This is a genomic window from Streptomyces sp. NPDC005302, assembly GCF_040607345.1.
Lineage (GTDB): Bacteria > Actinomycetota > Actinomycetes > Streptomycetales > Streptomycetaceae > Streptomyces.
In genome coordinates this window covers 253,114-279,016 of record NZ_JBEXGN010000008.1, presented here as the reverse complement: position 1 = coordinate 279,016, position 25,903 = coordinate 253,114, and the positions used below count along the sequence as shown (strand labels likewise).

Genomic DNA, 25,903 nt, shown 5'->3' with positions numbered 1-25,903 from the left:
GGGGCGCCGCCGGAGGTGACGGCGGACATGGTCAGCTCCCGAGCCGCAGCCCGGCGAGCCAGACGTCCGGGACGCCGGGATCCGTGCGCCGCGCCTCCCGGGCCGGGGCCGACGGGGCGGGGGCGCCGGCCCGGGGGCGGGTACGGCGTGCGAGCAGGCCGCGGACGCTGTTGTGGCCGTCGGGGCGGGGCGTGGTCGGTGGGGTGGTCATCGGGTCCTCCTGGGGCGTCCGGCGGGCGGTGCCGACACCTCCCGGCCGTCGGGCGCGGAAGATGTCTTCACCCCACCGACGAAGCCGCGCCAGGCGGATCGACACTCCGCGAGCCGGTTCTCCAGGAACCGCCGCTCGGCCGCGTTCTCCACGAGGTCGAGCGCCCGCTCGTACGCCGTGGCGGCCTCCTTCGTCCGGCCGTCGCGGCGCAGCAGGTCCGCGCGGGTGGCGGGGAGCAGGTGGTACGCGGCCAGCTCGCCCTCCTCCTCCAGCTCGGCCACCAGCGCGAGCCCGGCGTCGGCGCCCTCGGCCATGCCCACGGCGACCGCGCGGTTGAGCCGGACGACGGCGGAGGGGACGAGGCGCCGGAGCTCGCCGTAGAGGGCCGCGATGTCGGCCCAGTCGGTGTCGCCGGCCGTCGCGGCGGTGGTGTGACAGGCGGCGATGGCGGCCTGGATCTGGTACGGCCCGGGGCGTCCGCGGCGCAGGGCGGTCTCCAGGAGTGCGGCACCCTCGTCGATCTCGGTCCGGTCCCAGGCGGCGCGGTCCTGGTCCTCCAGGGTGACGAGGTCGCCCGCCGCGTCGACGCGCGTGCCGCGCCGGGCGTCGTGCAGCAGCAACAGCGCGAGCAGGCCGAGGACTTCGGGCTCGTCGGGCATCAGGCGGGCCAGGACACGGGCGAGCCGGATCGCCTCGGCGCACAGGCCGCCGCGCACCAGGTCGGCGCCGGTGGTGGCGGCGTACCCCTCGTTGAACAGCAGGTACAGCACGCCGAGGACGCCGGTGGTGCGCTCGGGCAGCAGATGCGCGGGCGGTACGCGGTACGGGATGCCCGCGTTGCGGATCTTGCGTTTGGCGCGCACCAGCCGCTGGGCCATGGTCGCCTCGGGGACGAGGAAGGCCCGCGCGATCTCGGGTGTGGTCAGCCCGGCCAGGGTGCGCAGGGTGAGCGCCACCCGGGCCTCGATGGGCAGCGCGGGGTGGCAGCAGGTGAAGATCAGCCGGAGCCGGTCGTCCTGGACTCCGCTCCCGTCCTCGGACTCCGGGTCGCGGGGTCCGTCGTCGCGTGCCAGCACCGCCACCTCCCGCAGTTTCTGCGCGCCAACCGCCTCCCGGCGCAGTACGTCCAGGGCACGGTGGCGCGCGGTCGTGGTCAGCCAGGCGCCGGGGCGGCGCGGCACTCCGTCGCGCCGCCACCGGTCGAGGGCCTGGGCGAAGGCGTCCTGAGCGCACTCCTCGGCGAGGTCCCAGTCGCCGGTCACCCGGATGAGGGTGGCGACGACCTGGCCCCATTCCTCGTGGAAGGCGGCGGCGACCGCGTTCTCGACGTCGTCGTTCACTCCCAGACCGGCCGCACCTCCACCGATCCGCCGCCGAGCGCCGCCGGATGGCGGGAGGCGAGGGAGATGGCCTCGTCGAGGTCCGCGACCTCGATGATGTCGATGCCCGCGACGTACTCCTTCGACTCGACGAACGGGCCGTCGCTGAGCAGGACTTCGTCGCCCTGGACGCGGACCGTGGTGGCGTCGGTGGACGGCCGCAGCCGGGCTCCGCCCTTCACGATGCCGCGCGCGCGGACCTCGTCGATGTACGAGGTGAAGCGGGGGTCGTCGGCGATCTCCCCGGGGCTGAGTTCCTCGCCCTCGACGGGCGTGCAGATGAACAGGGCGTACCTCATGACCGGACCTCCTCGGTTCCGGGGGCGCCGGTTCCGGCCGGTACCGACCTGTGCTCGTGGACGATCTGCCAGCGGTCGCCCGCCTCCCGGTAGCCGGTGGTGACGCGTTCCGTGGTCTCCAGTGTCCCGCCGTCCGCGAGCGTGGCGCACGTCCGTACCAGGGCGTGGCTGAAGGCGATGCTCTCGTCGATGCGGAGGCGGTAGTCGGACACCTCGCGCCCGACGGGCCCGGTGACCGACGAGTACCGGAGTTCCTCGGCCTTGCGGAGGGCCTCGATTCCGCTCTGCTCCTGGCCGCTCACGGGGTGGAAGACCTCGACGTCCGGGGCGTAGCAGGCCATCGCGCGCTCGATGTCGCGCTCGCGCGCGGCCTCGGTGAGCTCCGTGCCGAGACGGCGGATCTCGGTCTCGGCGTCCGTCTCGTCCCAGAACGCGCGGATCTCCATGGCACCGGCGGACGCGACCGGGTGCCGCGCAGCGGCTGCGACGGCCTCCTCGAGGCTGTCGCACTCGAGGACGTCGAACCCGGCGATGTACTCCTTGGTCTCGGCGAACGGACCGTCGGTGCGCAGCACCTCACCGCCGCGGACGCGAACGGTGACGGCGTCGGCGGGGGGCCGCAGCCGGTGGCCGTGCAGCCGCACCTCGTGCTCGACGCTCAGTTCCTCCACCCAGGGTTCCACGGGTTCCGTCTCCGAGGACACCTCGGTGTCGTCTCCGCCGCCGCAGACGAGCAGCATGTACTTCATGGTTCCTCCCGGTGCTCAGGTGCTTCCTACACCCCACCGACGAACGGGGTCACGACGAATCGACAGGAGCCGCGGACTTTTTCGCGTCCGGACCCCTGGAGCGGTGACGCCGCAGGTCAGGAGCGTGCGGCACCCGGCCGGACCGGAAGGGACCGGACGCTGTTGCCGACGAAGCTGGCGTGCCGGGTGAGGTCCGGCTCGGGCACGGCGAGGTCGAGGTCCGGGAAGCGCGTGAAGAGCCGCCGCAGGGCGATGGTGGCCTCCGTGCGGGCGAGTGGGGCGCCGAGGCAGTAGTGGGCGCCGTGTCCGAGGGAGAGGTGGCGGGCGGCGCCGTTACGGCGGGCGCGGGTGATGTCGAAGCGGTCGGCGTCCGGCCCGTGCGCGGCCCGGTCGCGTCCCGCGGCGGAGTATCCGGCGAGCACCGGCGTGCCCCGGGGGATGACGGTCCCGTCGAGGGTCAGGTCCCGTACGGGGTAGCGGAACGGGAAGTAGCTCACCGGCGCGTCCCAGCGCAGCGTCTCCTCGACGACGTCGGCCCAGTCCGCCTCGCCCCGCAGCACCGACTCCAGCTGGTCCCGGTGCCCGCAGAGCGCCCGTACGGCGTTGGTGATGAGGTTCAGGGTGGTCTCGTGCCCGGCGATGATCATGAGGACCAGAGTGCCGATGAGTTCCTGCTGGCTGAGCCGGTCACCCTCCTCGTCCCGGGCGGCGATCAGCGCGCTGGTGAGGTCGTCGCCGGGGTTCTCGGCGCGTGCGGCGGCCACCGCGGCGAGCACGGCGACGAGTTCACGGTTCGCGGCGACGACCTGCTCGGGGCCGATGTCGGTGGCGACGACCTGGTTGGACAGATGGTGGAGCCGATCGAGGTACTCGGCCTCGACACCGAGGAGTTCACCGATGACACCCATCGGCAGCGGCAGCGCGAAGTGCCGGCGCAGGTCGGCCACTCCCCCGCCGTCCCGCGCGGCCGCGCCCAGATCGTCGAGCAGACTGTCCGTCAGATCGGCGATCCGGGGGCGCAGTTGTTCCACCCGGCGAGCGGTGAAGGCCTTGCTGACCAGGGACCGCAGCCGCCGGTGGTCCTCGCCGTCCGCGGTCGTCATGCCCCGCACGGTGGCGAAGGTGAGCAGCGGCCAGCCCGCGCCGACGTGTCCCTCGCGCAGCGCGGTGAAGTGTTCGGCCCCCTTCGCGACGTCGGGGTGGGCGAGGAACTCCCGCAGCGCGTCGTGTCCGAGCACCGCCGCGCCCTCCACGCCGCCGGGCAGCAGCACCGTCGCGACGGCGCCCCGCGCGAGCAGCCGCGCGTTGTCGGCGTGCGGGCAGCCGCCGGCGGGGTCCAGGCGGTGCGGCGTGAGGGGCGGGTTGTCCACCGGGTTCTCCTTGCTGCGGGGCCGAGTTGACGGTCGCACGACACCGTCGGCGTCCTGCGACGATCGATTGTGTCCGCTCGGAGCAGCGCGCGCAGCACCTCCGGGAGCGCTTTCGCGCCCGCGGGGAACCCGCGTCCGGGATTCGGCCGGAAAGGGTCAGCTGTCCAGGTCGTCGGCGAAGTGCCGGAAGCCGTGGCGGTCCCGGTGCATCCCCCACAGGGTCTCCGCGAGCGCGCCCGGGTCCTTGCGGGGGTGTCCGGGGCTGATGGCACCGGGAATGATCAGCTGTCCGACGTGGATGCCGTCGGGGGCGAGCGTGTCGTGCAGCAGATGGCCGTACGCGCTCTCCGCGGCGAACGCGATCGAGGTGCCCGCCCGCTCGGCGTGCGGGATCACCGCGCTGCCGCCGTTGACGAACAGGAGGGTGCCGCGGCCGAGGGAGCGCATCCCGGGCAGCACCTGGCGTACGGCGGCCACCGGCCCGTAGAGGGAGAACTCGATCGGTCCGACGAGGTCGTCGGGGCGGGTCTCCAGGACCGGCCGCATGAAGTCGGGGTGCGGAATCGGGCTGTACTGCAGCACCTCGATGGGGCCGAGGGCCTCGGGCACGGCGTCCAAGACCGCCGCGAGCGCCTTCGGATCGCGCACGTCGGCGGCGAAACCGCGTGCCGTGAGGCCGGCGCCCGTGAGCTCGGCGGCCAGTGCGTCCACCCGCTCCTGGTTGCGCGAGACGAGGGCGATCCCGAAGCCCTCGCGGCCGAACCGCCGGGCGACGGCCGCGCCAAGACCGGGACCGGCTCCGATGACGGCGATCGTGGTCATGTCCTCACCTCGGGTGGTCTGAGCGGATCGAAGGGGGCCGGCGGACTGCTCGAAGGCGGCCAGTTCAGCGTAGATGCGCCGTCGCCGAACCGACACCGCACGCCGGGAGCGAGGCCCGGCGGCCCTCCGTGCCGCCCATGCCCCCACCGCGCGCACCCGCCCGACCGCGCCGGACGTCGGCCCGGTCGGGATCCCGGCCACGTGTCCCCAACCAGGCTTACAGCAAGGGGAGTTGACCGGCCCCTGCCCCGGGCCGTCCGCTGCCCGCGCCCTCGTCCACGGAAACACCCCGAGAAGGCTCGGAAGGCCCCGAGGGTGCGCGGGAATAGGCAGGACCACCGGCGCGTTGACCCGGACGAACACGGACCGCCGAGAGGCGGATCACTGTCGGGCCCGCCACACCAGTGGTACGGTAGCCCCAGCACTTGTGTACGCCTCTTCGTTCAGGCGCCGGTGCCGGTTCATTTCTTCCTCGCTGACACGCCGTCGACTCCGACCGGCGGACCAGCTTCCCGCACCACCTCCCGCGCACGACCAGGGACGCGTTCCCGTCGTACCCGCACCCGAGGTGATGCCCCGCCGCCCCGAGGCGCGCCCAGCGCCCTCCCTTCCGCGGCCTCTCCCCCCTTCCTTCCGCATGTCCCATGCGTCCCGTCCCCGAGAGGACACCCCATGACCACCACACTCGAACACCCCCCTGTACAGGAGCAGCCCCGGACCCAGACCGCCACCGGTGTCCTCGACATCGACGGCAACGGGAAGGGGCACCTGCGCTCCACAGACTGCCTGCCCTCGTCCGCCGACCTCCAGGTCTCCCCCGCGCTCATCCGCCGGCACGGCCTGCGCAAGGGCGACACCCTCGAAGGCGTACGCGGCGGGCCCCGCACCCTCACCGAGATCCAGCGCGTGAACGGACGCTCGCCCGAAGAGCTGCGCCACCGCCCGCACTTCCGTGACCTCACCCCGCTCCACCCGCGTGACAGGCTGCGCCTCGAACACCCGGCGAGCGGAGCCGCCGGACGCGTCGTCGACCTGTTCGCGCCGGTCGGCAAAGGCCAGCGCGGGCTGATCGTCGCGCCGCCCAGGACGGGCAAGACGGTCCTGCTCCAGCAGATCGCAGCGGCCGTCGCCGGCAACCACCCCGAATGCCACCTGATGGTGGTGCTGCTCGACGAGCGGCCCGAGGAGGTCACCGACATGCGGCGCTCCGTACGCGGCGAGGTCTTCGCCTCCACCTTCGACCAGACTCCCCGGCAGCACATCGCGCTCGCCGAACTCGTCGTCGAGCGGGCCAAGCGGCTCGTCGAGGCGGGCCAGGACGTCGTGATCCTTCTGGACTCCCTCACCCGGCTGTGCCGCGCCCACAACAACGCGGCCTCCGCCGGCGGCCGCACCCTGAGCGGCGGCGTCGACGCCGCCGCGCTCCAGGGCCCCAAGCGGCTGTTCGGCGCCGCACGCCTCGCCGAGGAAGGCGGCTCCCTCACCATCCTCGCCACCGCTCTGGTGGAGACCGGCTCCCGCGCCGACGAGTACTTCTTCGAAGAGCTGAAGGGCACCGGCAACATGGAGCTCCGGCTCGACCGGACCCTGGCCACCCGCCGCGTCTTCCCCGCCGTCGACATCAACCCGTCCGGCACCCGCCGCGAGGAACTGCTCCTCCCCGCAGCCGAGTTGCGGACGGTACGAGGACTGCGACGTGCCCTGCAGACCCGGGACGGCCAGACCTCCCTGGAGACCCTCCTGGAGCGTCTGCGCGCCACGCCCGACAACGCGGCCTTCCTGCGGCAGGTGCAGCCCACCCTGCGCTCCTGACCTCTCCCGTTGCGGCATCCGGGTGCTCGACGCCGTCGCCCGGCCAGGCCATCCCGGCGTGTCGCGACTCCGTTCCTACGTTTGCGGTATGACCATCGGATTCTCATTCCGGACTGCCGTCACTCGCACCGCGGTCTCCCGCGTCGCCGCCCGCTGCTCCGTCCTCTGCGTGGCCGGAGCGCTGGCCGCCGCACCGGGCCAGGCGGCCGCCCTGTCCGGCAACGACCCGGGTACACCGCGGCCCACGGCCTCCCCGGCTCCCTCGCTGTACCAGGAGGGGACCCAGGCGCGGCTCCGGGCCGGGGCACCCGGCGTTCCCGAGGACATCTCCGCGCTCTCGTGGCTGGTCGCCGACGCCCGTACGGGCGACGTGCTCGCCGCCCACGACGCCCACCGCCCGCTGCCGCCCGCCAGCACGCTCAAGACGCTCTTCGCGCTCACCGTCCTCCCGGCCCTGCCCGGAGGCATCCGGCACACCGTCACCGAGCGCGAGCTGGAGGGCATCGGCGAGGGCAGCAGCATGGTCGGCGTCGCCGAGGGACACACCTATCGCGTCGCGGACCTGTGGCGCGGGGTCTTCCTCAACTCCGGCAGCGACGCCGTGCACGTCCTCGCCTCGATGAACGGCGGCTGGACGAGTACGGCCGCCCAGATGCAGGCCAAGGCCCGCGCCCTCGGCGCGCGCGACACCCACGTCGTGTCGCCCGACGGCTACGACACCCCGGGACAGGTCTCGTCGGCGTACGACCTGGCGGTCTTCGGCCGCACCGGGCTGCGCAACGCCGACTTCGCCCGGTACTGCGCCACCGTCGACTCCATGTTCCCCGGCAACGGCTCCCCGTACGGGATCCAGAACACCAACCGGCTGCTGACCGGCGCCGACGGTGTGGAGCGGTACCCGGGAATGATCGGCATCAAGAACGGCTACACCACCAACGCGGGCAACACCCTCGTCGCCGCCGCGCGGCACGGTGGACGCACCCTCGTGGTCACCCTGATGAACCCTCAGGCGGGCGGCGGGTTCACCGTGTACGAGGAGGCGCGCTCCCTGCTCGACTGGGGTTTCGCGGCGGCCGGCCACGTCGATCCCGTGGGCACGCTGCTCGACACCCGGTCCGTGCCGGCGGCCGGCCCCGAGGCGCGTCCCGCGGCGGCCCCCCTCCCGCACGACGAGGGGATCGGCTGGCCGGGGGTCGCCGGCATCGCCGGCGCCGCCGTCCTGGGCGCCGTGAGCGTCGCCCTCGCCCTGCGCCTCAAGGCGGCCCGGGGGCCGCGCGGCTGATCCGGGCCGCGCCGTTCGGATCGGCCCGGCTCGGGGCTGCCCGCTCCGGCGCCTCGCGGCCCTGTCGAGACACCCGAGCACGTCCCTTGCGGGGCTGGCGCCCCGTCAAGCGGGTTGTCCGCACGGCCCGAAGGCCACGGGAAACCACCCCGGAACCGGACACGGCTCCCCTGTCCGGGCCGTCCCGGACGGCCTCCCCCACCGGCAGCCACAGCAGCAGCCCGAGTGTGATCCACGTATAGGTGTTGCTGCCGAGGAACCCGTCGAGCCCGGACGCGTCGTCGAACCACAGCCAGACCACACTGCTGCACAGCACCCCGTACAGCGCCGCCGCGATCCGGAGCCTGCGGTGGCGCAGCAGCACGGCGAAGGACGGCAGCAGCCAGACCAGGTGGTGCACCCAGGTGATCGGGCTGACCAGGCAGGCGGCGAGGCCGGTGAGCGCGAACGCGGCGGCCCAGTCCCCGGCTGCCAGGGCGCGCGAGGCCCGCCACGCCCAGACGCACAGGACCAGCAGGACGGCCGTCGCCCAGAGGGCCCTGCTCGGTTCCCCCGGCGCGGCGAGCCGGGCCAGCACGCCCTGCACCGACTGGTTGGAGACATAGGCGAGCCGGCCGACCCGGCCCGTGTCCCACAGGGCGTCGGTCCAGTAGAAGCGCGAGGCGTCCGGCGCGGCCCAGGCGGCCAGCCCGGTGGCCGCCGCCGCCACGCCCGTGGCGACACCGGCGGCGCGAGGGCGCCGACCGAGCAGCAGCAGCACGATGAACAGCGCCGGAGTGAGCTTGATCGCCGCGGCGAGGCCGATACCGACACCCGCCCAGCGCCCGCGCCCGCGGGACAGCAGCCGGGCGTCACCGAGCACGAGGGCCAGCAGCACCAGGTTGACCTGCCCGAAGCTGAACGTGTCGCGGAGGGGCTCGAACAGGGGCAGCAGACAGGCCGTCAGGGCGAGACCGAACCAACCGTGCCGGCGCAGCTCCGGCCCCACCAGGAGCACCAGCACCACGGCCAGGGCCGCCAGGTTGAGCAGCAGCCCGAAGGCGATCGCGGTGCGCAGTCCGACCAGCGCCATGGGCAGCATGCCGAGGGCCGCGAACGGCGGATAGGTGAAGCCGTACGTCGTGCCCGGCACCCGGTAGTCGTAGATCCGGCCGCCGTGGTGCACCCAGGCGTCGACCGTTCCGTAGTAGACACGCAGGTCGAACCAGTCGCGCAGCAGCGGCACGGTGGCCGTGAACACGCCGACGGCCGCCGCCAGGACGAGGACGAGGGCGAGCCGTCCGCGGTCGGTGCTCAGCACCGCCGGCACGCCCTCGGGACCTCGCACGTCACCGCCGCGCCCGCGCGCCCCGTACATCCCTCGCACCCTGCTCCGGACCGTTGCGCCGCGCGGGGGCTTCGTCGTACCGTCCGCCGTCATGCCGTTCGCTCCCGTACCGGTGACTGCGGCCGGGCCGCCTGGTGGGCCTGCCAGAGGACGACGAGGGCGAGCACGCCCCCGGACACGGCGAGGATCACCTGTTCCACGTCGGCGGGGGTGCCGCTCGGCAGCACCGTGAGGGCGAGGACCGCGCTGGCGGCCGCGACCCGGGTCCGCACCGAACCGGTGGGCGCCGCCGCGGCGATGAGGAACAGGCCCCACAGCGCGTACCAGGGCCGGACGGCCGGTCCGAAGACCGCGACGGCGGCCAGGCTCAGGCCGAGGGCGTAGACGGGGCCGGGCCGCAGCCGCAGCCATATGAACAGCAGCAGTGCCGCGGTCACGAGGAGTCCGGCGGCGTGCCAGGCGGGCAGGGCCAACGGCGCGAGTCCGCTGCCCAGTTGCTGGAGCACCGCACCGGTGACGCGCCCCAGGAGGCTGGTGGGTGACCAGTTGTGCGGCGAGACGGGGGTCTTCAGGGCGGCGATCCAGCCGTACCCGGTCCCCGCGACCGCCGTCGCCACCACGGTCGTGGCGACCGCCGCCGTCGTGGTGGTCACCGTGTGCCGCAGCACGGCCCGTGGTCCGCGCCCGCGCGAGCGCAACGCGACCACCGCGACCAGGCCGAGCGCCGCGGGCGCCTTGACCAGGGCGGCGAGCGTGATCAGGACGACACCCAGGACGGGCCACCGGCCGCGCGCGGCCACCAGGCCGACGCCGAGAAGGCCGAGCATGATGGCGTCGTTGTGCGCGCCGGCCACCAGGTGCAGCAGGACGAGCGGATTGAGGGCCCCGAGCCACAGCGCGGCGGCCGGATCGGCGCCGCTGTGCCGGGCGAGGCGAGGCAGCGCCGCCGCCATCAGGGCGACACCGAGCAGCGCGATCAGACGCATGCCGAGCAGTCCCGCCGGGAGCTGACCGCGGGTCAGGGCCGACAGGACGGAGGCGACCACGAGGAAAACCGGTCCGTACGGCGTGGCCGTCTGCTGCCAGACGGGAGCGACCTCGTCGGCGAGCGGGCCGCCGAGCTGCGCGGGCCCGTGCGCGTACACGTCGATGTGGGCGTCGACCATCGCGCCCTGCGCGAGGTAGCTGTAGACGTCCCGGCTGAACAGGGGCGGCGCGAGCAGCAGCGGCGCCGCCCAGACGGCGAGGACGAGCAACAGGGAACGCGGGGTGGGCGGTTCGGGCCCGCGGACGACGGAGCCGAGCAGCACCCAGGCCGCTATCAGCAGGACGACGCCGAAGTACACGCCGACGAGGCCCAGCACGGCCTGCCCCGAACCGGGGGCGAGGAAGTCGTGGGCGGGCAGCGCCCCGGCGGTCTCGCCGCCCAGTGCCAGGAAGGCGGTACCGGCCAGGCCGAGGGCCTGACAGCGGCGGAGATCGACGGGAAAAGCCATGGCCAACACTCGGTCAGGGTGTCAACGCCGAGTGGCCGCGAGGCGACGTGGCGCTCTCCTGACGGGGTCCGGCGCGTGACCTCCCTGTGCCCGTCGTCGGGGCTTAGAACACCGACACACCGGTGAGGGTCGTGAAGCGGTCCAGGGCCGCCACGCCCGCGACCGAGTTGCCGCGCTCGTCGAGGCCCGGGCTCCAGACGCAGAGCGTGCAGCGGCCCGGCACCACGGCGATGATCCCGCCGCCCACCCCGCTCTTGCCGGGCAGCCCCACCCGGTACGCGAAGTCGCCCGCCGCGTCGTACGTCCCGCAGGTCAGCATGATCGCGTTGATCTGCTTGGCCTGGCTCTGGGTCAGCAGCCGGCCGCCGTCGGCACGGATGCCGTGCCGGGCGAGGAAGCCGGTGGCGAGGGCGAGGTCGGCGCAGGACGCGGCGATCGAGCACTGCAGGAAGTACTGCTCCAGGAGCACCGGGACCGGGTTGTCGATGTTGCCGTACGACGCCATGAAGTGGCCGAGCGCCGCGTTGCGGTCGCCGTTCGCGGCCTCGGAGGCGGCGATGTCCTGGTCGAAGGCGAGACCGGGGTTGCCGCTCTCGGCGCGCAGGAACTCCAGCAGGGCGCCGGCCGCGTCGCCGGTCCGGGTCTGCAGCCGGTCGGTGACGACGAGGGCGCCGGCGTTGATGAAGGGGTTCCGCGGGATGCCGTTCTCGTACTCCAGCTGGACCAGGGAGTTGAAGGGGTTGCCGGAGGGCTCGCGCCCGACGTGCTCCCAGAGCGCGTCGCCCTCACGCGCCAGGTCGAGGGCGAGGGTGAAGACCTTGGTGATGGACTGCGTCGAGAACGGCTCGCGCCAGTCCCCCACGCCGTACACCGTGCCGTCGAGTTCGGCGACGGCCATGCCGAAGCGGCGCGGGTCGCAGGCGGCCAGCGCCGGGATGTAGTCGGCGGGCCGGCCGCGTCCGGGCGTCTGGGCGACCTCGGTGGCGATCCGCTCCAGGACCGGCTGGAACGTCAGCGACGACGGATACGACGATTCCCCAGGCATGATCACCATTGTGCGGCCCTCCCGGTCGCGCGGCTCGTCCCCGGACCGTCGCTTCGGCTGGTCGGGGCGGTGAAGGACGGGACGCCCCGTGCGGCGCCCTCAGACGTGGGCCACCGCGCCGATCGGATCGAGAGCCCGGACGGGACGGATGTGACCGACGACCGCGCCGCCGCCGAGGAGCGGTGCGCCGGCGAAGGCGGTCAGGGCCGCCGGGTCGACCCCGGCCCGGGCGAGCGCCGCGGCGGCCACCGGGACGCGTGCCCGGTCGGCGCCGTCGGCGATCTTCACGGCGACGGCGCGGCCGTCCGGCAGGGCGGCGACCTGCACGCCCTCGAAGCCGTCCTTGGCGACGAGCCCCGGGACGGCGCGCATCAGGGCCGCCACGTCGCGGCCCTCCCCGGAGACCATCTCGGCGTGCTCGCGCATCGCGCGCGCCACCCGTGCCTCGGGGGTGCCCGGCGCGGCTCCGGCGATCCGGACGAGGGCGCGGGCGAGCCCGTGCAGCGAGACGGAGAACAGGGGCGCGCCGCAGCCGTCGACGGTGACCTGGGCGACGGCCTGGCCGGTGAGGTCCTCGACGGTCGCGGCGACGGCCCGCTGGAGCGGGTGCTCCGGGTCGAGATAGTCGTCGAGCGTCCAGTCGTTGAGGAGCGCGGTGTACAGCATGGCCGCGTGCTTGCCGGAGCAGTTCTGGGCGAGCCGGGAGGCGGGCCGGCCGTGGCGGGTCCAGGTGTCCCGGACGGCGGGGCCGTAGGGCAGATCGGGGGTGTTGCGCAGCCGCTCCTCCGGGAGTCCGGCCAGATCCAGGATCCGGCGGGCTCCGGCGAGGTGCCGCTCCTCGCCGGAGTGGCTCGCGGCGGCGAGGGCGAGCAGTTCGCCGTCGAGCGGGAGCCCGGCGCGCAGCATCGCGACGGCCTGTACGGGCTTGAGGGCCGAGCGCGGGTAGAAGGCGGCCTCGATGTCGCCGAGCTGGAGCTCCACGCCGCCGTCGGCGCCCAGGACGACGACCGAGCCGTAGTGGATGCCCTCGATGACACCGCCGCGGACGAGCTGGGCGACGGGAGCGTGCAGGGGTTCGCGGATGACGGGCGCCGCCGCCGGGCGCGGGCCGGCGTGGACCGGGGCGGGGTTCACGCCTGGGCCCCGTTCCGTATCCGGGTGCCCGGGGTGTGCGCCGGGCCGTCCTGGCTTCGGGTGCGCTCGCTCATGACTCGGGGCGGCCTTTCGTGGGGGTGTCCGCGCGCTCGGGGCGCACGATGGAGGCGAGGGTGGTCTCCACGCGGTCCAGGTGGTGGGCCATCGCGTCGACGGCGTCGTGTTCGCTGCCGTCGGCGAGCGCTTCGAGGATCGCCCGGTGTTCGCGGTCGGACTGTTCGCGCCGGCCGCCCAGTTCGTTCAGGAAGGCCGACTGCCGTGCGAGCGCGTCCCGGATCTCCTCGATGACACGGCGGAAGACGGGGTTCTGGGAGGCCTCGGCGACGGTGATGTGGAAGACGGTGTCCATGGCGACCCAGGCCGTGGTGTCGGTCTCCCGCTCCATCCGGTCCAGCAGCCGTGTGAGGCGGTCGAGGTCCTCCGGGGTGCGGCGCACGGCCGCGTAGCCGGCGACGGGGAGTTCGACGTGGCGGCGCACCTCCAGCAGGTCGCCCGCCGTGTAGTCGCCGAGGGTGGGGTCCTGGACCGTGGCGGCGACCACGAAGGTGCCCTTGCCCGTCCTGGACACGGTCAGGCCCATCGCCTGGAGGGCCCGCAGCGCCTCGCGGAGCACCGGGCGGCTCACTTCGAGCCGGCGGCACAGCTCCGCCTCGGAGGGGAGCTTGTCGCCGACGGCGTGGTCGCCGCGCTCGATGGCGTCGCGGAGGTGGGTGAGTACCGCTTCCATCGCGCTGACGCGCCGCGGCACCGGACCACCTGTCTGGCTGTCTGACAGGTTCACGTACGCGATCCTCCGGATGGGTGAAGGACCTGTCAAACCGGGTGCGGCACGCACCAGGGGGCGCGGAGCCCGGTCTCGCGGCTCCGCGCCCCCTGGGAGCGTGTCGTACATGCCCTGGGGCGGCACTCGCGCGGGCGCCCCGGATGGTTTCTAGCTGTCGAGGACTCCGGCGCCCAGCAGCCCGAGGAGCGCCACGCCGATGACGAGCCGGTAGATCACGAAGGCGTTGAAGGAGTGCTTGGCGACGAATTTCAGCAGCCAGGCGATCGAGCCGTAGGCGACCACGAACGACACGAGGGTGCCGGCGACGAGCGGGGCGGCGCCCACACCGGTGCCGAGCGCGTCCTTCAGCTCGTAGATGCCGGCGCCGGTGAGGGCCGGGATGCCGAGGAAGAAGGACAGCCGGGTGGCGGCGACGCGGTCCAGGTCGAGGATGAGCGCCGTCGACATGGTGGCGCCGGAGCGCGAGAAACCGGGGAAGAGCAGGGCGAGGATCTGCGAGCTGCCCACCAGCATGGCGTCCTTGAACGACGTGTCGTCCTCACCGCGCTTGTGGCGGCCCATCTGGTCGGCGGCCCACATCACACCGCTTCCGACGATCAGCGATGCAGCGACCACCCACAGCGAGGCGAGCGGACCCTCGATCAGCGGCTTGGCCGCGAGACCCACGATCACGATCGGGATCGTCGCGTAGATCACCCACCAGGCGAACTTGTAGTCGTGGCTGGTCCGCTGCTCCTTGTCGCGCAGCCCGCGGCCCCAGGCGGAGACGATCCGCACGATGTCCTTGAAGAAGTACACGAGCACGGCCGCGATCGCGCCGACCTGGATGACCGCGGAGAAGCCGACGACGGCGTTGTCGTCGACGGGGATCCCCATCAGCCCCTCGGTGATCTTGAGGTGGCCGGTCGAGGAGACGGGAAGGAATTCGGTCACCCCCTCGACGACTCCGAGGACGACGGCCTGACCGACGTTGATGACGCTCATGGGATCCAGTTCTGAGGAGATGGACGACAGTGCTGTAGACAGTGCAGGAGACAGTGTTGCCTACGCACGGCGCAGCACGGTACCTACGTCCATACCGCGTGCGCGAACGCGACCCCGGCGAACGCCGCGCCGAGGCCCGCCGTCACGCTGACGATCACGTTGGCGGCAGCGTAGAGCCCCGCCCCGGTCCCGGTCAGCCTCAGGGTCTCGTAGGAGAACGTCGAGTACGTGGTCAGGGCCCCGCACAGGCCTGTGCCGACCAGGAGTTGCAGGTGGTCCGAGGCGTGTCCGGCCGAGGCGGCGCCGGTCAGCAGGCCGAGGACCAGACAGCCCGCCACGTTGACGACGAGGGTCCCCCAGGGGAACAGCGTGTCGTGTCTCACCTGCACCGCCCGGTCGGTGAGATAGCGCAGGGGTGCGCCGACCGCGGCGCCGAGGATCACCAGCAGCCAGTTCACAACCAGTTCTCACCTTCGCCCGGAGCGCGGTCGCCGGTTTCCGGGCGTTCTTGGTCGGGTGCGCCGCCCCGGCCCGCGTACCGGATGACCTCGCAGTCGTCGAGGATCACGAGTCCCTCGGTGACGAGTTCGTCGAGCTGGGGCAGGAAGGCACGTACGCGCTCTTCGGTGTCCACGACGATCACGGCGACCGGCAGGTCCTCGCTCATCGACAGCAGCCGCGAGGTGTGGATCAGGGAGGAGGCGCCGAAGCCCTCGATACCGCGGAAGACGCTGGCGCCCGCGAGGCCGGCGGCGTGCGCGCGGTGCACGATCTCCGCGTAGAGCGGCTTGCGGTGCCAGGTGTCGTTCTCGCCGATGAAGATCGTCACCCGCAGGGCGCTGCCTGTCAGCCTCGTCATCGCTGCCTCCGTGCCAGGGCGCGCCGGGTCGCCGTCACGGCCAGCCACACCGCCGAGAGTGCCGCGAGCAGGGTCGCGGCGAGATAGCCGAGCCCGATGCCCGGGTGGCCGTCGTCGATCAGTTTCTGGATGTCGACGGCATAGGTCGAGAAGGTGGTGAAGCCGCCGAGCACGCCGGTCCCGAGGAAGGGGCGGACGAGGCGGTGCGCCGCCCACACGTCGGTGATCAGCACCATGAGGACGCCGATCGCCGCGCAGCCGACGACGTTGACCGTGAAGGTGGTCCAGGGGAAGGTGCCGGCGGACACGGGCCACAGTTCGCCCGCGCCGTAGCGGGCGGTGGCGCCGATGGCGCCGCCGAGGGCGACCACCGCGACGACGGGTCCCTGGCCGTGCCAGGGGGAGGCTCTGCGCGCGGGTGCCCGGACCGGGGTGCCGGACTCGTCGACGCGGTCGGGGTGCGGGACCGTCATGGTGCTCGTGCTCCTACTCGCCGGGCCGGTGTGGGCGCACGGCATCGCAAGCAGGGACCGTCGGCGGCTCGAATGCCGCGGTTCGGGTACGGCGGGCCCCACCGCCGCGCCGCGACACAAGATCGCGGCCGGTGAAAAGCGTACCGCCGTGCGTGCTGGGCGCACGCGCGCCCCGCCCCCGGCGGCCGGCGATATCGGCTCCCCCGCGGCGCCGGTTCGCGCGCGCGGGTTTCCGCCCGGCGGCTCAGCCCGGGGTGCCGGGCAGGTCGCAGACCGCGAGGCCGCGCTCCCAGATACTGCCGAGGATCAGCCGGCCGTCGGACTCGCAGGCGCTGGTCACCATGCGGAACCGGGAGCGGCGGCCTTCCAGGTGGTGCAGGACACGGCCCTCGTCGTCGACGGCGAGGACGCCGGTCGTGCGGGGCGGGCGGAAGGGGGCGCGGACGGCGATCCGCGCGGCGGTGTGCCGCACGGCGGGACCCCGGCGGTGCAGGAGTTCCAGGGCGCCGACGCGGGGTCCGGCGAGCGCCACCCAGATCGGCCCGCCGGGGGCGCGCCAGAGGTTGTCCGGCTGGCCGGGCAGGTCGTCGAGGAAGGTCTCGCCGCGGCCCTGCTTCGGCCCGGTGAGCCAGAAGCGGGTGAGGCGGCACGCGCCGGTCTCCGCGACGACGAGGAAGGACTCGTCCGCGGCGACGGCCAGCCCGTTGGCGAACTGCAGTCCGTCCAGGAGCACTTCGGGTTCCGTCTCGCCCGGCGCGAGCCGCAGCAGGCGGCCGGTTCCGGTGTGCTCGACGAGATCGCCGATCCAGTGGGCGAGGGGGTAGCTCCGGCTGGAGACGGTGAAGAGGACGGTGCCGTCGGCGAGGGCGACCACGTTGCTGCAGAAGCGCAGCGGTTGGCCGGCGACGGTGTCGGCGAGGACGTGGACCACCCCGTCATCGAGCCCGATCCGCAGCAGTCCTCGTTCGGCGTCGCACACCAACAGGTCGTTGTCCGGGAGGAGTTCGAGACCCAGCGGCCTGCCGCCCGTCTCGGCGAGGACGCGTATTCCGGCGCGGTCGGCTTCGCCGGGCCGCTCCACCCGGACGATACGGCCGTCCTCCAGGCCTGTCAGCACCCCGCCGCGGTGGTCGGCCACCACGTCTTCGGGGCCGCGGCCGCCGAGCGGCACGAGACGCCGGGGCACGAGGGCGGTGGGACGAGCGGCGTCGGAGATCCGGTCCACGCGGCTACCAGCCCTTCTCGAAGAAGTGGCTGACCTCGGCGATGCGGTACTCGTCGCGCCGGTAGTAGGTCCGCCGTCCGACCCTCTTGGCGCGCAACAGGCCGACCCCGGTGAGGAGGTCGAGGTGGGTGCGCGCCACGGCCCGGCTCACGCCCAGTTTGTGGGCGAGTGACTCGGGGCTCACGCCGTCCTCGACGAGGTCCCCGTGCCGCTGCCGCGGGAAGTGCTCCGCCGGGTCACGCAGCCACTCCAGAATGTCCAGCCGATGCCCGTTGTCGGGAACCTTCAGCATCTCGTCCCCCTCCGTCGTGACGGTCTCCCGCTACTCTCCCGCAGCCCGGAGCGGCCCGCACGGCCTTCGGCGAGCCTGGCCGGAGCCGCACGGCGGCGGAACGTACGGGCCCGGCCGCACCGGCGGCCGGGCCCGTGGTCTCAGCGGTGGCCGAACAGGGACATCGCCGGAAGGGCCTTGTCGTCGAAGCCGAACAGGGCCTGGTTCTCCCAGCCGTTGCCGGAGGCGGGGTCGGCCGGGTCCCAGCCGTTGCCGGTGACCGCCGTCCAGGTGGCCTCCCAGTAGAAGACACCGAGGCCGCGGCCGTTCGGAACGGCCTCCACGATGTTCATGACGTCCCGAAGCCAGGCGGACTGCCCGGCGGTCGTGGCCGGGTAACCGGAGACCAGTTCACCGGTCGTGTCGATCTGGTTGACGAGCGCGTCGTCGCTGTCCAGCCGGAACGGGTAGGCCGTCTCGGCGAGGAACACCGGCTTGGCGTACCGGGCGGCGGCGTCGTCCAGGGTCGTCTGGAAGGCGTCGAGCGAGCCGTGCCAGTAGCCGTAGTACGAGAGGCCGATGGCGTCGAACTTCACGCCGGCCGCCACCGCGTTGTCGAACCACCAGCGGGTGCCGGCGAGATCGCCGCCCTGGGCGAGGTGGAGGCCCACGACGGTGGAGGTGCTGACCGCCTTGGCCGCCAAGTAGCCGGAGTTGAGGAGGCCCGCGAGCTGCGGCCAGTTGTCGGTGGAGCCCTCGGACCAGAGCATGCCGCCGTTGATCTCGTTGCCGATCTGCACCATGTCGGCCGTGGTGCCCTGTGCCTTCAGGGAGTTGAGCACGTCGTACGTGTGGTTGTAGACGTCCGTCTTGAGCTGACTGTACGAATGTCCCGCCCACGCGGCCGGTACGGTCTGCTTGCCGGGGTCCGCCCAGGTGTCCGAGTAGTGGAAGTCGACCAGGAGTCTCATGCCCTGCGCCTTGACGCGCTTGGCCATGGCGAGGACGCGTGCCTTGTTGTTGTAGCCGTCGGCCGGATTCACCCAGACCTTGAGGCGTGCGTAGTTCATCCCGGAGGACCGGAGGATGGCGAGCGCGTCCCCGGCCGTGCCGGAGCCGGTGCGGTAGACCCCGCCGAGGGCCTCGCTCTTGGCGAGGGAGGAGATGTCCGAGCCCTTGACGGACAGTCCGGTGGTGCCGGCGGTGAAGGTCAGGTCGTCGACGTTGATCCAGTTTCCGGCCCTGGCGTCGGAGACCACGCTGATCGTGCACCGTCCGCCCGTCACCGCGACGGGCACGACCAGGTGGATCCATCCGCTCGCGGAGACCGGCAGGTCGGTGCGCTGCTCGGTGCCGCCGCAGTTCTTCAGGGCGAGATAGGCGGAGTTCTGTCCGCCGCCCGAGCGGACCCAGGCGGTGAGCCGGTAGTTCCCGTCGGTGAGTCCGGAGAGGTACTGGTACGTCTCGACCTTGTACGCGGCGGCGGAGTAGTGGCTGAGGCGGTAACTCCCGCCGTGGCCACCGGCTTCGACGTAGGAGGCGCCGGTGTCGCCGTACTCCGACCAGCCGTTCGGCGTCGCCGCCCCGGTGCCGTCGGCCTCGAATCCGGCGTTGGTCAAGGTGCTCGCCGCGTGCGCGGGCTGTGCGGGGAGGGCGGTGAGGGCGAGTCCGGCCGCGAGCGGCATCAGCAGGGCTCTGAGGGTGCGTCTGGGATGGAACATCATCGTCCGTCGTCCCTTCGACGTGGTGGGGAGAGAGACCCCCTGCCCGGGGGCTGTTCCCTCCGCCCGCGGCCTGGTGGCTCGCGCGGCGGAGGGGGTCGGTGGGCCGTCTGGCCGCCGGCCGGACGGCAGTGGATCGGCGGCGGTCGGCGCGGAGCGGGTCGGCCGACGACCCGGACGGGCCTGCGCGGCCACCGCGCCGAGCGGTTGCGGGCGGGCGGCTCAGTCGTCGAGTCGTACGACCCGAACGGTGCCCGCCGGGACCGCGAGGCGGCCGGCGGCGCGTTCGCCCGTCAGGAGTTCGGTGCCGTGCGCGTCCAGCGTGACCTTGGCGTCGGAACCGGTGTGGTTGACGGCGAAGACGAAGGTGCCCGACTCGCCGGTGCGGCGCACCACTTCGACGTCGCGGGGCAGGTCGGTGCGCGGTGCGATGCGCGCGTCGTCGGCGGCGGAGGCGATGAGCGTGTCCAGGCCCGCGGCTCCGAGACGTGTCGACACGTACCAGGCGCTTCCCGCGCCGAGTTCGTGGCGGGTCACGGCAGGGTGCCCGGCGGTGAGGCCGTCGGCGTAGGTCCAGACGGTCTCGGCGCCGCGCGGCACGACGAACTCGGTCCACACGTCGCCCGTGAGTCCGGCGCCGTCGGGCCCGGTGATACGGACCTGGTCGCCCCTGAGCAGCGGGGAGAACTCCTCGACGGTCAGGCCGAGTACGTCACGCAGGGCTCCGGGGCAGGGGCCCTCGTGCACGGCGTCGTGCTCGTCGACGATGCCGGAGAAGTAGGAGACGAGCAGGGTGCCGCCGCTCTCGACGTACCGGCGGAGGTTGTCCGCCGCGGCCTCCGTCATGAGGTACAGGGCAGGGACGACGACAAGGGGATAGGCCGACAAGTCGCCTTCCGGGTGGGCGAAGTCGACCGTCAGGTGCCGGTCGTAGAGTGCCTCGTAGAACGTGTCGGCGCGTTCGCGGGCGTCGTGGTCCTCGCTGGGCCGCCACTGGAGGTTCTGCGCCCACCAGGAGTGCCAGTCCCACAGCACGGCCACGTCGGCGACCGTCCGCGTCCCCGCCACGGGCGCCAACGCGCCGATGGTGGAACCGAGTTCGACGACCTCACGCCACACCCGGGAGTCGGTGCCGGCGTGCGGGAGCATCGAGGAGTGGAACTTCTCGGCGCCGCGCCGGGACTGCCGCCACTGGAAGAAGAGGGCGCCCTCGGAGCCGCGCGCCACGTGGGACAGGGAGTTGCGGGCCATCTGGCCCGGCGCCTTGGCGGGGTTACGGGGTTGCCAGTTGACGCCCGAGGTGGAGTGTTCGAGGAGGAGCCAGGGTGCGCCGCCCGCGACGGAGCGCGTGAGGTCGGCGGCCATCGCGAGGTTGACGTGGGTGCGGCGGCCGTCGGTCATCAGGTAGTGGTCGTTGGTGACGAGGTCGACCTCTCGGCCCCACGCCCAGTAGTCGACGGAGTCGCACTGGCTGAGGGCCGTCATGAAGTTGGTGGTGACCGGGACGCCCGGGGCGAGACGGTGCAGGATGTCCCGCTCGGCGACGAAGTTCTCGCGCATGGTCGCGTCGGCGAACCGGCGGTAGTCCAGGGCCTGGGCGGGATTGCCGACGGTGGGGGTCGCGCGTGGTGGGTCGACCTGGTCGAAGCCGGTGTAGTGCTGACCCCAGAAGGCCGTTCCCCAGGCCTCGTTGAGCGCCTCGACCGTGCCGTGGGCGTCGGCGAGCCAGCGGCGGAAGTGCGCGGCGCAGGACTCGCAGTAACAGGCCGAGACGGGGACGCCGTACTCGTTGTGGACGTGCCACAGGGCGAGTGCGGGGTGGTCGGCGTACCGGGTGGCGAGCCGCGTCGTGATGGACGCGGCGGCGGCGCGGTAGTGGGTGTTGCTGTGGCAGATGGCGCCTCGTGAACCGAAGGCGTGACGGGTGCCGTCGGCGGTCACCGGCAGCGCCTCGGGGTGCTCGCGGTAGAACCAGGCGGGTGGCGCCACGGTGGGGGTGCCGAGGTCGACGCGTATGCCGTTCTCGTGCAACAGGTCGAGCACGCGGTCCAGCCAGCCGAACTCGTAGACGCCCGGAGCCGGTTCGAGCAGCGCCCAGGAGAAGATCCCGACGCTCACCATCGTGACGCCCGCCTCGCGCATCAGCCGGACGTCCTCGGACCAGACGGCCTCCGGCCACTGTTCGGGGTTGTAGTCCCCACCGAAGGCGAGCCCGGTGCGGCTCTGGGGGTTGGTCTCCGGCATCGGATCTCTCCCGTTTGGTCGATCATTTGGGAACGTGCACACACACTGTCGAGGGCGTGAGCCCAACATAACCGCACAGCAACAACCATTGACAAGTGTCCGGGATGTTTCTCTACTGTGAACGCTCACAGAAGCACGGAGCGCATACCGCGCACCAACAGGGCAGGCCTTCGCGACAGGCGGAGGCCCAGGTCAGGGGAGAACGATCCATGCCCATCACGAAGCACAGCCGCCTCGCGGCCGGCGCCGTCGCCGTCGTCCTCGGCGCCGCCTCGCTCACCGCCTGCGGCTCGTCCGACGACGACAAGAGCGCAGACTCGTCCGGTCCCGTGTCGCTGACGTACTGGACGTGGGCGCCGGGCATGGACAAGGTCGTCGACCTGTGGAACAAGGGGCCGGGCAAGCAGCAGCAGATCTCGGTCACCGTGAAGAAGCAGGCGTCGGGCGACACGCTCGTCACCAAGATCCTCACGGCGCACAAGGCGAAGAAGGCGCCGGACCTCGTGCAGGCCGAGTACCAGGCGCTTCCGACCCTGGTCAGCAACGACGCGCTCGCCGACATAGCCGGCGACGCGAAGGACGCCAAGAGCAGGTTCGCCGACGGTGTGTGGCAGCAGACGACGCTCGGGACGGACGCGGTCTACGCGATCCCGCAGGACATCGGCCCGATGATGTTCTACTACCGCGCGGACCTCTTCAAGAAGTACGGACTGACCGTCCCCGCCACCTGGGAGCAGTTCGCCGAGACCGCCCGCGCCCTCAAGAAGAAGGCGCCGGACAAGGCCCTCACCACGTTCTCCGCCAACGACTCCGGCCTCTTCGCGGGTCTCGCGCAACAGGCGGGCGCCCGCTGGTGGACCACGTCCGGCGACAAGTGGAAGGTCGGGATCGACGACGCGGCCACCGAGAAGGTCGCCGACTTCTGGGGCGGTCTCGTCAAGGAGGGCGCCATCGACAACCAGCCGATGTACCAGCCCGCCTGGAACAAGGCCCTCAACACCGGCAAGCAGATCGCCTGGGTGAGCGCGGTGTGGGCGCCCGGCACCCTGACCACGGCGGCCCCGGACACCAAGGGCAAGTGGGCGATGGCCCCGCTGCCGCAGTGGTCGGACGGCGACAGCACCACCGGCAGCTGGGGCGGTTCCTCCACGGCCGTCACCACGGACTCGCCGCACCGGTCGGCCGCCGCGAAGTTCGCCGCCTGGCTGAACACGGACCCGAAGGCGGTGGCCGCGCTGGCCAAGGAGAGCGGAATCTACCCGGCCTCGACGAGCGCCCAGACCGGTGACGCGTTCGCCGAGCCGCCGGCGTTCTTCTCCAACCAGCCCGACTTCTACACCAAGGCGGCCAAGATCGCGAAGAACACCGCCCCGTCCGCCTGGGGCCCGAACGTGAACGTCGCCTACACGTCCTTCAACGACGCGTTCGGCGCCGCCGCGAAGAACAAGTCCGACTTCGGGGACGCCCTGAAGACCATGCAGGACACCACGGTCGCCGACCTCCAGAAGCAGGGCTTCGGGGTCGCTCAGTGACCACCGCACACCGGAGGCCGTACGGGGTCAAGGGGGCCCCGTACGGTTTCCTCCTCCCCGCCGCCGTCCTCTTCGTCCTGTTCTTCGCGCTGCCCATCGGCTACGCCCTCTGGCTGAGCCTGCACAAGGTCGAGGTCAAGGGCCTCGGCCTCGGCTCCGGAGCCCGCAAGGAGGTGTGGGCGGGCCTGCGCAACTACACGGACGCCCTCACCGACAGCGAACTGCTCCACGGCGCGCTGCGCGTGGCCGGCTACGGAGCCATCGTGGTCCCGGTGATGCTCGGCCTCGCACTGCTCTTCGCGCTGATGCTCGACGCGGACAAGGTGCGCCTCACCCCGTTCACCCGGCTCGCGATCTTCCTCCCGTACGCCATCCCGGGCGTCGTCGCCGCGCTGCTCTGGGGGTTCCTCTACCTCCCCGACGTCAGCCCCTTCTACTTCGTCCTCGACAGACTGGGCATGCCGCAGCCGAACCTGCTGGACGGCGGTCCGCTGTACGTCGCGCTGTCGAACATCGCGGTCTGGGGCGGCACCGGCTTCAACATGATCGTCATCTACACCGCGCTCCGGGCCATCCCCGTCGAGGTGCACGAGGCGGCCAGGCTGGACGGCGCGACCCCGCTCCAGATCGCCCTGCGGATCAAGGTCCCGATGGTGGCCCCCTCCCTGGTGCTCACCTTCTTCTTCTCGATCATCGCCACCCTCCAGGTGTTCAGCGAGCCGACCACCCTCAAACCCCTCACCAACTCCGTCTCCACGACGTGGAGTCCGCTGATGAAGGTCTACCGGGACGCGTTCGGCGCCGGCGACATCTACGCGGCCGCCGCCGAGGCGGTGATCATCGCGGTGGTGACGCTGGTGCTGTCCTTCGGATTCCTGCGCGCCGCGAACTCCCGTACCCAGCAGGAGGAAGCACGATGAGCACGCTCGCCGTCCGCAAGGCCGCGCCGGCCGCGGGAACGACGCCCGGCACCGCCCAGGGACCGCCCCGGCGCGGCCGGATCGCCCTGGTACCGACCCTCACGCTGCTGCTCGGCGCCCTCTACTGCCTGCTCCCCGTCGCCTGGGTGCTGATCGCGGCCACCAAGTCGGGCACTGAACTCTTCTCGACGTTCACGTTCCTGCCGGGCACCGGCTTCACGCGGAACGTCACGGATCTCAACGCCTACCGCGACGGCATCTACTGGACGTGGATGGGCAATTCCGCCCTCTACGCCGGACTCGGCGCCCTCCTGTCGACGGCCGTCTCCGCGGTCAGCGGCTACGCCCTCGCGATCTATCGCTTCCGCGGCAGGGAGACCATCTTCAGCGTCCTGATGGCGGGCGTGCTGATGCCGCCGGTGATCCTCGCGATCCCCCAGTACCTGCTGCTGGCCAAGGCCGACCTCACCGACTCGTACGCCTCCGTGCTGCTGCCTCTCGTCCTCTCCCCCTACGGCGTGTACCTCGCCCGGATCTACGCCTCGGCCGCCGTGCCCGGTGACGTGGTCGAGGCGGGGCGGATGGACGGGGCCGGCGAGTGGCGGATCTTCGTCCGGGTCGCGCTGCCGATGATGGTGCCCGGCCTCGTCACCGTGTTCCTGTTCCAGTTCGTCGCGGTGTGGAACAACTTCCTGCTCCCCTACATCATGCTCAGCGACGACGAGAAGTTCCCCATCACGCTCGGTCTGTTCACCCTCCTCGAACAGGGCTCAAACACCCCGGCCCTGTACACCCTGGTGATCACCGGCGCCCTGCTGGCGATCGTTCCGCTGGTCACCCTGTTCCTGGTGATCCAGCGCTTCTGGAGCCTCGACCTGCTGTCCGGAGCCGTAAAGTCATGACCATGAGCAACACGGGGGGCCGGCGCCGACCGCCGACGATCCACGACGTCGCGCGCGAGGCCGGTGTGTCGCGCGGCACCGTCTCGCGCGTGCTCAACGGCGGCCACTACGTCAGCCCGACGGCGCAGGAGGCGGTCAACGCCGCCATCCGCAGGACCGGCTACGTGGTGAACCGGCACGCCCGCTCGCTGATCACCGGACGGTCGGACTCGGTCGGATTCCTGCTGACCGAGCCGCAGGAGCGGTTCTTCGAGGACCCGAACTTCAACGTCCTGCTGCGCGGCTGCACCCAAGCGCTCGCCGCGCACGACGTCCCGCTCCTGCTGATGCTCGCCGGCACCGAGGACGAGCGCCGCCGCATCACGCGCTACATCACGGCGGGTCACGTCGACGGCGTGCTGCTGGTCTCCAGCCACTCCGGGGACCCGGTCGCCGAGGAACTGCGCGAGGCGGGCGTTCCGCTCGTCGCGTGCGGCAAGCCGATCGGCATGGGCTCCAAGGTGAGTTACGTCGCCGCGGACGACCGGGACGGCGCCCGGGACATGGTCAGGCACCTGCTCTCCCTCGGGCGGCGCCGGATCGGCATGGTCACCGGCCCCCTGGACACCCCGGGCGGTGTGGAACGCCTGGCCGGCTACCGCGAGGTGCTGGCCGAGGCGGGCGTCGAGGCCGACGACCGGCTGATCGCCTCCGGCGACTACAGCCGCGCCAGCGGCGAGGCGGGCGCCGTTCAACTCCTGGACCGCGCACCGGACATGGACGCCGTGTTCGTCGCCTCCGACCTGATGGCCCAGGGGGTGCTGGCCGCGCTGCACAAGGCCGGCCGGCGGGTCCCCGAGGACGTGTCGGTCGGCGGCTTCGACGACTCCCCGGCCGCAACGGCCGTCACCCCGGCCCTCACGACGATCCGCCAGCCGTGGGACCGCATCAGCGCCGAGATGGTGCGGGTGCTGCTCGCACAGATCGGCGGCGAGGATCCCGCGGCGGTGATCCTTCCGACGGAACTGATCCGGCGGGAGTCCGCCTGAGGCGGAGCGGGGG

At 72.5% G+C, this 25,903-nt stretch carries 25 protein-coding genes; 6 read left to right on the top strand and 19 right to left on the bottom strand.

The window, feature by feature from the left end:
• Positions 1 to 31 precede the first annotated feature (31 nt).
• From ABZT74_RS15245 to ABZT74_RS15220, 6 genes are all read right to left on the bottom strand, one after another.
• A complete protein-coding gene (locus ABZT74_RS15245; protein WP_356174976.1) occupies positions 32 to 211 on the bottom strand; it encodes a hypothetical protein in 180 nt (59 codons plus the stop codon).
• Positions 208 to 1,551 (bottom strand): RNA polymerase sigma factor, encoded by a 1,344-nt coding sequence (locus tag ABZT74_RS15240; protein WP_356174973.1) that lies wholly within the window; start codon positions 1,549 to 1,551, stop codon positions 208 to 210. Before ABZT74_RS15240 ends, ABZT74_RS15245 begins: the two co-directional genes overlap by 4 nt.
• The gene (locus ABZT74_RS15235; protein ID WP_355872805.1) at positions 1,548 to 1,889 is read right to left on the bottom strand and encodes a YciI family protein; all 342 of its coding nucleotides are present in this window, start codon (positions 1,887 to 1,889) and stop codon (positions 1,548 to 1,550) included. Before ABZT74_RS15235 ends, ABZT74_RS15240 begins: the two co-directional genes overlap by 4 nt.
• Positions 1,886 to 2,638, bottom strand: coding sequence for a nuclear transport factor 2 family protein (locus ABZT74_RS15230; protein ID WP_356174967.1), 753 nt, complete (start codon positions 2,636 to 2,638; stop codon positions 1,886 to 1,888). Before ABZT74_RS15230 ends, ABZT74_RS15235 begins: the two co-directional genes overlap by 4 nt.
• Before the next feature lie 116 nt (positions 2,639 to 2,754).
• Positions 2,755 to 4,008, bottom strand: coding sequence for a cytochrome P450 (locus tag ABZT74_RS15225; protein ID WP_356435224.1), 1,254 nt, complete (start codon positions 4,006 to 4,008; stop codon positions 2,755 to 2,757).
• A gap of 156 nt (positions 4,009 to 4,164) precedes the next feature.
• Positions 4,165 to 4,830 carry an SDR family NAD(P)-dependent oxidoreductase gene (locus ABZT74_RS15220; RefSeq protein WP_356174961.1) on the bottom strand — a complete coding sequence of 222 codons (666 nt, stop codon included), beginning with the start codon at positions 4,828 to 4,830 and terminating at the stop codon, positions 4,165 to 4,167.
• Between the two features lie 672 nt (positions 4,831 to 5,502).
• Between ABZT74_RS15220 and rho the strand changes: the two genes are divergently transcribed.
• Both rho and ABZT74_RS15210 read left to right on the top strand, forming a co-directional pair.
• Positions 5,503 to 6,642, top strand: a complete 1,140-nt coding sequence (gene rho / locus ABZT74_RS15215; RefSeq protein ID WP_356435222.1) for a transcription termination factor Rho — start codon at positions 5,503 to 5,505, stop codon at positions 6,640 to 6,642.
• An 88-nt stretch (positions 6,643 to 6,730) separates the two neighbouring features.
• Complete coding sequence (locus ABZT74_RS15210) at positions 6,731 to 7,924, top strand: D-alanyl-D-alanine carboxypeptidase (protein ID WP_356435220.1); 1,194 nt, start codon at positions 6,731 to 6,733, stop codon at positions 7,922 to 7,924.
• On the opposite strand, the gene ABZT74_RS15205 is transcribed toward ABZT74_RS15210, so the two are convergent.
• The 13 genes from ABZT74_RS15205 to ABZT74_RS15145 form a co-directional block, all read right to left on the bottom strand.
• Positions 7,896 to 9,281 carry a glycosyltransferase 87 family protein gene (locus ABZT74_RS15205; protein ID WP_356435217.1) on the bottom strand — a complete coding sequence of 462 codons (1,386 nt, stop codon included), beginning with the start codon at positions 9,279 to 9,281 and terminating at the stop codon, positions 7,896 to 7,898. The two genes, ABZT74_RS15210 and ABZT74_RS15205, sit on opposite strands and share 29 nt — an antisense overlap.
• A gap of 59 nt (positions 9,282 to 9,340) precedes the next feature.
• Complete coding sequence (gene mptB / locus ABZT74_RS15200) at positions 9,341 to 10,747, bottom strand: polyprenol phosphomannose-dependent alpha 1,6 mannosyltransferase MptB (protein ID WP_356435214.1); 1,407 nt, start codon at positions 10,745 to 10,747, stop codon at positions 9,341 to 9,343.
• 103 nt (positions 10,748 to 10,850) lie between these two features.
• On the bottom strand, positions 10,851 to 11,801 hold the full coding sequence (locus ABZT74_RS15195; protein ID WP_355872825.1) for a glutaminase: 951 nt from the start codon (positions 11,799 to 11,801) through the stop codon (positions 10,851 to 10,853).
• Between the two features lie 90 nt (positions 11,802 to 11,891).
• Positions 11,892 to 12,926, bottom strand: coding sequence for an asparaginase (locus tag ABZT74_RS15190; RefSeq protein ID WP_356174947.1), 1,035 nt, complete (start codon positions 12,924 to 12,926; stop codon positions 11,892 to 11,894).
• A 70-nt stretch (positions 12,927 to 12,996) separates the two neighbouring features.
• Positions 12,997 to 13,728: a FadR/GntR family transcriptional regulator gene (locus ABZT74_RS15185; protein WP_356435212.1), complete on the bottom strand. Its 732-nt coding sequence runs from the start codon at positions 13,726 to 13,728 to the stop codon at positions 12,997 to 12,999.
• Positions 13,729 to 13,878: 150 nt separating this feature from the next.
• Positions 13,879 to 14,715 (bottom strand): undecaprenyl-diphosphate phosphatase, encoded by an 837-nt coding sequence (locus ABZT74_RS15180; RefSeq protein ID WP_356174944.1) that lies wholly within the window; start codon positions 14,713 to 14,715, stop codon positions 13,879 to 13,881.
• A gap of 83 nt (positions 14,716 to 14,798) precedes the next feature.
• On the bottom strand, positions 14,799 to 15,173 hold the full coding sequence (crcB, locus tag ABZT74_RS15175; protein WP_356174941.1) for a fluoride efflux transporter CrcB: 375 nt from the start codon (positions 15,171 to 15,173) through the stop codon (positions 14,799 to 14,801).
• Complete coding sequence (locus ABZT74_RS15170; RefSeq protein WP_356435209.1) at positions 15,170 to 15,574, bottom strand: DUF190 domain-containing protein; 405 nt, start codon at positions 15,572 to 15,574, stop codon at positions 15,170 to 15,172. Before ABZT74_RS15170 ends, crcB (ABZT74_RS15175) begins: the two co-directional genes overlap by 4 nt.
• Positions 15,571 to 16,047 carry a fluoride efflux transporter CrcB gene (gene crcB / locus ABZT74_RS15165; protein ID WP_356174935.1) on the bottom strand — a complete coding sequence of 159 codons (477 nt, stop codon included), beginning with the start codon at positions 16,045 to 16,047 and terminating at the stop codon, positions 15,571 to 15,573. The genes ABZT74_RS15170 and crcB (ABZT74_RS15165) overlap by 4 nt, the downstream gene beginning before the upstream one ends.
• 244 nt (positions 16,048 to 16,291) lie before the next feature.
• Positions 16,292 to 17,272, bottom strand: a complete 981-nt coding sequence (locus ABZT74_RS15160) for an SMP-30/gluconolactonase/LRE family protein (protein WP_356435207.1) — start codon at positions 17,270 to 17,272, stop codon at positions 16,292 to 16,294.
• Positions 17,273 to 17,276: 4 nt separating this feature from the next.
• Entirely contained in the window at positions 17,277 to 17,564 is a 288-nt protein-coding gene (locus ABZT74_RS15155) for a helix-turn-helix domain-containing protein (RefSeq protein ID WP_356435205.1), read from the bottom strand.
• Between the two features lie 140 nt (positions 17,565 to 17,704).
• Complete coding sequence (locus ABZT74_RS15150; protein ID WP_356435337.1) at positions 17,705 to 19,264, bottom strand: arabinogalactan endo-1,4-beta-galactosidase; 1,560 nt, start codon at positions 19,262 to 19,264, stop codon at positions 17,705 to 17,707.
• A gap of 222 nt (positions 19,265 to 19,486) precedes the next feature.
• The gene (locus ABZT74_RS15145; RefSeq protein WP_356174924.1) at positions 19,487 to 21,508 is read right to left on the bottom strand and encodes a beta-galactosidase; all 2,022 of its coding nucleotides are present in this window, start codon (positions 21,506 to 21,508) and stop codon (positions 19,487 to 19,489) included.
• 209 nt (positions 21,509 to 21,717) lie between these two features.
• Here ABZT74_RS15145 and ABZT74_RS15140 point away from each other — a divergent pair, with 209 nt between their 5' ends.
• From ABZT74_RS15140 to ABZT74_RS15125, 4 genes are read left to right on the top strand one after another with little or no spacing between them, the layout of a single operon-like run.
• A complete protein-coding gene (locus ABZT74_RS15140; protein WP_356435202.1) occupies positions 21,718 to 23,040 on the top strand; it encodes a sugar ABC transporter substrate-binding protein in 1,323 nt (440 codons plus the stop codon).
• Complete coding sequence (locus ABZT74_RS15135; RefSeq protein ID WP_356435199.1) at positions 23,037 to 23,960, top strand: sugar ABC transporter permease; 924 nt, start codon at positions 23,037 to 23,039, stop codon at positions 23,958 to 23,960. Before ABZT74_RS15140 ends, ABZT74_RS15135 begins: the two co-directional genes overlap by 4 nt.
• Positions 23,957 to 24,862 (top strand): carbohydrate ABC transporter permease, encoded by a 906-nt coding sequence (locus ABZT74_RS15130; RefSeq protein ID WP_356435196.1) that lies wholly within the window; start codon positions 23,957 to 23,959, stop codon positions 24,860 to 24,862. Before ABZT74_RS15135 ends, ABZT74_RS15130 begins: the two co-directional genes overlap by 4 nt.
• Entirely contained in the window at positions 24,859 to 25,890 is a 1,032-nt protein-coding gene (locus ABZT74_RS15125) for a LacI family DNA-binding transcriptional regulator (protein WP_356174915.1), read from the top strand. The genes ABZT74_RS15130 and ABZT74_RS15125 overlap by 4 nt, the downstream gene beginning before the upstream one ends.
• Positions 25,891 to 25,903 lie beyond the last annotated feature (13 nt).

Excerpts from the sequence above, each read along its gene's own strand:
- ABZT74_RS15245 (WP_356174976.1), bottom strand. The coding sequence starts at position 211 with ATGACCACCCCACCGACCACGCCCCGCCCCGACGGCCACAACAGCGTC.
- ABZT74_RS15235 (WP_355872805.1), bottom strand. The coding sequence starts at position 1,889 with ATGAGGTACGCCCTGTTCATCTGCACGCCCGTCGAGGGCGAGGAACTC.
- ABZT74_RS15230 (WP_356174967.1), bottom strand. The coding sequence starts at position 2,638 with ATGAAGTACATGCTGCTCGTCTGCGGCGGCGGAGACGACACCGAGGTG.
- ABZT74_RS15220 (WP_356174961.1), bottom strand. The coding sequence starts at position 4,830 with ATGACCACGATCGCCGTCATCGGAGCCGGTCCCGGTCTTGGCGCGGCC.
- rho (WP_356435222.1), top strand. The coding sequence starts at position 5,503 with ATGACCACCACACTCGAACACCCCCCTGTACAGGAGCAGCCCCGGACC.
- ABZT74_RS15210 (WP_356435220.1), top strand. The coding sequence starts at position 6,731 with ATGACCATCGGATTCTCATTCCGGACTGCCGTCACTCGCACCGCGGTC.
- ABZT74_RS15205 (WP_356435217.1), bottom strand. The coding sequence starts at position 9,281 with ATGTACGGGGCGCGCGGGCGCGGCGGTGACGTGCGAGGTCCCGAGGGC.
- mptB (WP_356435214.1), bottom strand. The coding sequence starts at position 10,747 with ATGGCTTTTCCCGTCGATCTCCGCCGCTGTCAGGCCCTCGGCCTGGCC.
- ABZT74_RS15195 (WP_355872825.1), bottom strand. The coding sequence starts at position 11,801 with ATGGTGATCATGCCTGGGGAATCGTCGTATCCGTCGTCGCTGACGTTC.
- ABZT74_RS15180 (WP_356174944.1), bottom strand. The coding sequence starts at position 14,715 with ATGAGCGTCATCAACGTCGGTCAGGCCGTCGTCCTCGGAGTCGTCGAG.
- ABZT74_RS15170 (WP_356435209.1), bottom strand. The coding sequence starts at position 15,574 with ATGACGAGGCTGACAGGCAGCGCCCTGCGGGTGACGATCTTCATCGGC.
- crcB (WP_356174935.1), bottom strand. The coding sequence starts at position 16,047 with ATGACGGTCCCGCACCCCGACCGCGTCGACGAGTCCGGCACCCCGGTC.
- ABZT74_RS15155 (WP_356435205.1), bottom strand. The coding sequence starts at position 17,564 with ATGCTGAAGGTTCCCGACAACGGGCATCGGCTGGACATTCTGGAGTGG.
- ABZT74_RS15150 (WP_356435337.1), bottom strand. The coding sequence starts at position 19,264 with ATGTTCCATCCCAGACGCACCCTCAGAGCCCTGCTGATGCCGCTCGCG.
- ABZT74_RS15145 (WP_356174924.1), bottom strand. The coding sequence starts at position 21,508 with ATGCCGGAGACCAACCCCCAGAGCCGCACCGGGCTCGCCTTCGGTGGG.
- ABZT74_RS15140 (WP_356435202.1), top strand. The coding sequence starts at position 21,718 with ATGCCCATCACGAAGCACAGCCGCCTCGCGGCCGGCGCCGTCGCCGTC.
- ABZT74_RS15130 (WP_356435196.1), top strand. The coding sequence starts at position 23,957 with ATGAGCACGCTCGCCGTCCGCAAGGCCGCGCCGGCCGCGGGAACGACG.
- ABZT74_RS15125 (WP_356174915.1), top strand. The coding sequence starts at position 24,859 with ATGACCATGAGCAACACGGGGGGCCGGCGCCGACCGCCGACGATCCAC.